This is a genomic window from Burkholderia sp. Ac-20384 (assembly GCF_017104605.1).
In the GTDB taxonomy this organism is placed as follows: domain Bacteria; phylum Pseudomonadota; class Gammaproteobacteria; order Burkholderiales; family Burkholderiaceae; genus Burkholderia; species Burkholderia lata.
In genome coordinates, this window is sequence record NZ_JAAGPE010000511.1 from 1 (window position 1) to 4,030 (window position 4,030).

At 67.8% G+C, this 4,030-nt stretch carries 3 protein-coding genes and 1 pseudogene; all 4 read right to left on the bottom strand.

Features of this window, described 5'->3' with window-relative positions:
- Window positions 1-23: 23 nt before the first annotated feature.
- Window positions 24-1,205 (bottom strand): annotated as a pseudogene (locus G3O00_RS40830) (trypsin-like peptidase domain-containing protein); the annotation flags it as partial.
- Between the two features lie 314 nt (window positions 1,206-1,519).
- Entirely contained in the window at window positions 1,520-2,158 is a 639-nt protein-coding gene (locus tag G3O00_RS40835) for a hypothetical protein (protein ID WP_206146389.1), read from the bottom strand.
- 119 nt (window positions 2,159-2,277) lie between these two features.
- Window positions 2,278-2,859: a DUF3304 domain-containing protein gene (locus tag G3O00_RS40840; RefSeq protein WP_206146390.1), complete on the bottom strand. Its 582-nt coding sequence runs from the start codon at window positions 2,857-2,859 to the stop codon at window positions 2,278-2,280.
- Window positions 2,860-2,963: 104 nt separating this feature from the next.
- On the bottom strand, window positions 2,964-4,030 hold a 1,067-nt coding region (locus G3O00_RS40845), incomplete at its 5' end, for a PLP-dependent aminotransferase family protein (RefSeq protein WP_206146391.1).

Below are 4,030 nucleotides of genomic sequence, written 5' to 3' on the forward strand. Positions count from 1 at the left end.
ATCAGCCGCAGCGGCGCCTTCTAGCCGGGCGGTAGCGCGGCGGCCAGGTCGTTCAGCTCGGCCGAGCGGCCGATCGTCTTGTCGCCCAGCTTCACGATCACGTCGCCGGGCTTCACGCCGGCCGCGGCAGCCGGCGAGCCGGGCGCGACGCCATTGACGAGCGCGCCCGCCGGACGCGGCAGCCCGAACGCTGCGGCGAGCCCGATCCCGACATCCTGCACGTCGACGCCGATCGCATTACCGGATGACGGCTCGCCCGGCGCCTGCGACTGCTGCGCCTGCGCCTGCGCCTGCATCTGCTTCTGCAGTTGCGCACGCACCTTTGCAGCAAACGCGATCGGGATCGCGAACGTCATGCTCGCGTAGCGGTCGGCGCCCGTATAGACCTGCACCGCGATACCGATCACGTCGCCCGCGCGATTGAACACGGGGCCGCCCGAATTGTCGGGGTTCGGCGCGATGTCGGTCTCGAAGAACGGGAACGCGCTGCCATCCGGCAGCCGGTGCGACGTCGCGCTGACGATACCGGCCGTGACCGTGTTGCCCGACCCGTCCGGCGCACCGATCGTCATCACCGGTTCGCCCGCGCGTACCTTCGACGAATCGCCGACGCGCACGAACGGCAGCTTCGTTGCGTTGACACGCAGCACCGCGACATCGCTTTGCGGATCGACGGCCAGCACGGTCGCCTTGAATTCGCGGCGGTCGGTGAGCCGCACCGTCACGTCGGTCGCATCGTCGACCACGTGGGCGGAAGTGAGGATCAGGCCGTCGGCGCTGACGATGAAACCCGAGCCGCTGCCCGATACCGCGCGCGGCGCCGTGTCGGGTGCCGGCGCCTGTGCCTGGGCTTGTGCCTGGGTTGGCGCCTGCGGGCCCTGCGCGGGCGGCGGTGCGTCGTGCCGGAAGAACGCGGCGAGCGGATCGTCGGGATCGAGGATCGAGAAGGACGGCCCGCCGGCCTGCTGGTCGGGTGCGGCGGTCATGATGGTCACGACCGCCGGGCCGTAGCGGTCGACGATCGCCGGAAAATCGACCGGCATCGCATAAGGCGTAGCAGCCGGCCGCTGCTTCATCGGGTGGGGCGTGACGGGCGGCGAGAGGGTTCCGGCAAGGGCAGCCGGCGGCGGCAGCAAACAGCCGGCAAACACGCCCCCGATCAACGCGGTGCGAAGCACGGCGCGAGCAAGCGTCTGGCGAACCACAGTGCACCTCCCCCGGGAGTCGCGGCGCCGACCTGCGCGAGACGCACAGCCGCCCGACAAGCACCGGTACACGCATCCATTTATAGCTCACGCGGCCTGTTCGAACATACGAATCGAAACCCGAATGCCGGGCGGCGCGGCAGGCGCGGAGCCGCGACGGGGGCCGTTTCGAACAAAGTGCGCGGTTCGTCAATCCGCACAAGTCCGATTGTCGTGCGTGGGGGTGGGTGGTTCGTGGCGGGCGGTGCCATGCATGCGCACCTTCGCTCTACCTGGATGTCGATGAACGTCGAGAGGCGAGCGATCGCCCGCCATCACCTCGAATCGACTGTGTGGGCTTCCGCCAGCGTCTGCAGGCGTCGACTCAGATCCCGAACCGCATCGGCCGGCACCCCCGACACGACCAGGCACAGGTTCTTGTAGATCCACACGAGTCCGAGCCCGGGACCCGCGATGGAGCTCTGGACCGACACGCTTCCGAGCGGATCGGGATCCGTCTCGAACGGCACGCGCGCGATCGTCGGCGACGTGGTCTCGTCGAGGAAATAATCCGCCGCCTTGAAGCGATCCCTGGCCTGCGCAACCGTGATCGACACGCCCGCCCCGTTGAACCGGCCGTTGAAGACAAACACCCGGACATCCTTGAGCGGCCCGATTTCGTCGAGACGCTGTTCGAAAGATTCGATCTTCAGCGCATTCAAACCGGGGACACGCTGCGTTGCGAGGTTCCCCCAGTCGAACGCGACGATCTTCCGGCCATCGTCGGTCGCGAACTTCCGGTCGAAATCGATGCGCGCCTTGAATGCGTCGACGCGCGCGGTCGGGCTGAAAGCTCGCCGGATGGCTTCGGCTCGTTCTTCCGCACTCATGACGTTTCCCGATGCCGGCGCCTGCGCGTGGCTCAAGCCGGCAAACATGGAACCAAGCAGCAGGCCGATGACGCACGCTTTCATTGCACCGCTCCTGCGCCGTGCGACACCTTTGCCATCGTCACGAGGCCGGCGAAGAATCGCATCGTGTGTCGGTGTCACAACGCCCGAATCGGGCCGCCCGGCAGAAGCAAAACGAGCACTCACGGCGCGACTCCCGCAATTCTTTTGTCCGGTGCCGGGCAGTCAGGGCTGCTGTTCAACACCGTAAAGTGTCCCGGGCAAGCCTTGCTGGGCACCTGCAATCCTTCCGGAAATGCCGGGGCGCCCGGCAGCCACGGCGACGCGTATGCCTTGATCGTGTCTCCCGGGAAAAACACGATCCACAGATAGCCGTCCGAGAACGAACCATACTGCTCGATCGGCACGACCCGGCTGGCCATTGCATGCGGATTGCGCCGGACCATCTCGTCGTTGCGCCATTCGACCTCGACCGTCAATCCCGGGCGCCATTTTTCAGGAACGGACACGCAGCAGGTGATGCCGCCGCCGGCGCTGCCGATACGGGCGGCCACGTTTCCGCCCCAGGTGCCGTCGACAGAGTAGGTACCGATCGGCACGTCCGTGTAGTTCAGCGCATTCAGCTTCAGCCCGATCCCGGCATCCTTGCCGCCGGGTAGCGCGACGTCATCCGTCGCACGAGAGCACCCTGCTCCCGTAGCGACGGCAGCCAGGAAAACGGCCAGACGAACAACGGTCATCATCGATCCAGCTCGCGCATTCATGACTCGATTCTCTTGTCGGGATCCCGAAGTGAAATCGCAAGCGATACGGTAGCGGAAATCACCGGTGACCGGTGATGCAACCCGCGCGCCCGACCGCCCTCACGTCACGCCCCACCCACCCGCTCCGCGATCGCCGACAGCATCCGCAACATCGGTTCGAACGCGTCGGCCGACGTATTGCCGAAACCGAGCACGAGCCCGTTACCCGCCGATGCTGCATCGATCGAAAAACCCGACAGCGGAAACGGCCCGATGCCGTGCGCGCGCGCCGCGTCGACGATCGCGCGATCGCGGTAGCGCGCCGGCAGTCGCAGCGCGAGATGCAGCCCGCACGGCCCGCCCTCGATCTGATGCGGCACGCTCAGGTTGCCGTCGAGCGCGGCGAGCAGCAACCGTCGCCGGTCGCGGTACAGCCGGCGCATGCGGCCGAGATGGCGGCCGTACTCGCCCGTCTCGATGAAATCGGCCAGCGCGAGCTGCACGTGGCGCGTCCCACCACGCAGCATCTCCGGCAACACCGGCCGCACCGCCGCCAGCAACGCGTCGGGCAGCACGAGAAAACCGATCCGCAGCGCCGGAAACATCGTCTTGCTGAACGAGCCGAGATAGACGACGGGCGAATCGGGCGCGAGCCCGTGCATCGCGCCGATCGGCTCGCCGGTATGGCGGAATTCGCTGTCGTAGTCGTCCTCGATGATCCACGCGCGATGCCGGCGCGCGGCATCGATCAGCGCGAGCCGGCGCGAGATAGACAGCACGGCGCCGGTCGGGAACTGGTTCGACGGCGTCGTATAGACGAGGCGCGGCGTCCGCTCGCGCCAGTCGTCGGCTTCGACCCGCAGCCCTTCCGCGTCGACCGGCATCGGCACGACGTCGAGGTCGGCGGCCTGCATCGCGGTGCGCGCGCCGCGATAGCCGGGTTCCTCGACCCACACCGTATCGCCCGGGTTCGTCAGCAACTGCGCGCACAGCGCGATCGCGCCCTGTGCGCCTTCCGTGATCACGATCTGCTCGGGATCGCAGCGCACGCCGCGCGTCACGGCCAGATGGCGCGCGATCGATTCGCGCAGCCCGCGCTCGCCGAGCGGATCGCCATAGCCGAGCAGGTCGCGGCCGGCGCGACGCAGCGCGCGGTCGATCGCATGGCGCCACGCGTCCGCCGGGAAATGCG

Bases quoted from the DNA above. Each gene is read 5' to 3' on its own strand.
- G3O00_RS40835 (WP_206146389.1), bottom strand. From the start codon at position 2,158: ATGAAAGCGTGCGTCATCGGCCTGCTGCTTGGTTCCATGTTTGCCGGC.
- G3O00_RS40840 (WP_206146390.1), bottom strand. From the start codon at position 2,859: ATGAATGCGCGAGCTGGATCGATGATGACCGTTGTTCGTCTGGCCGTT.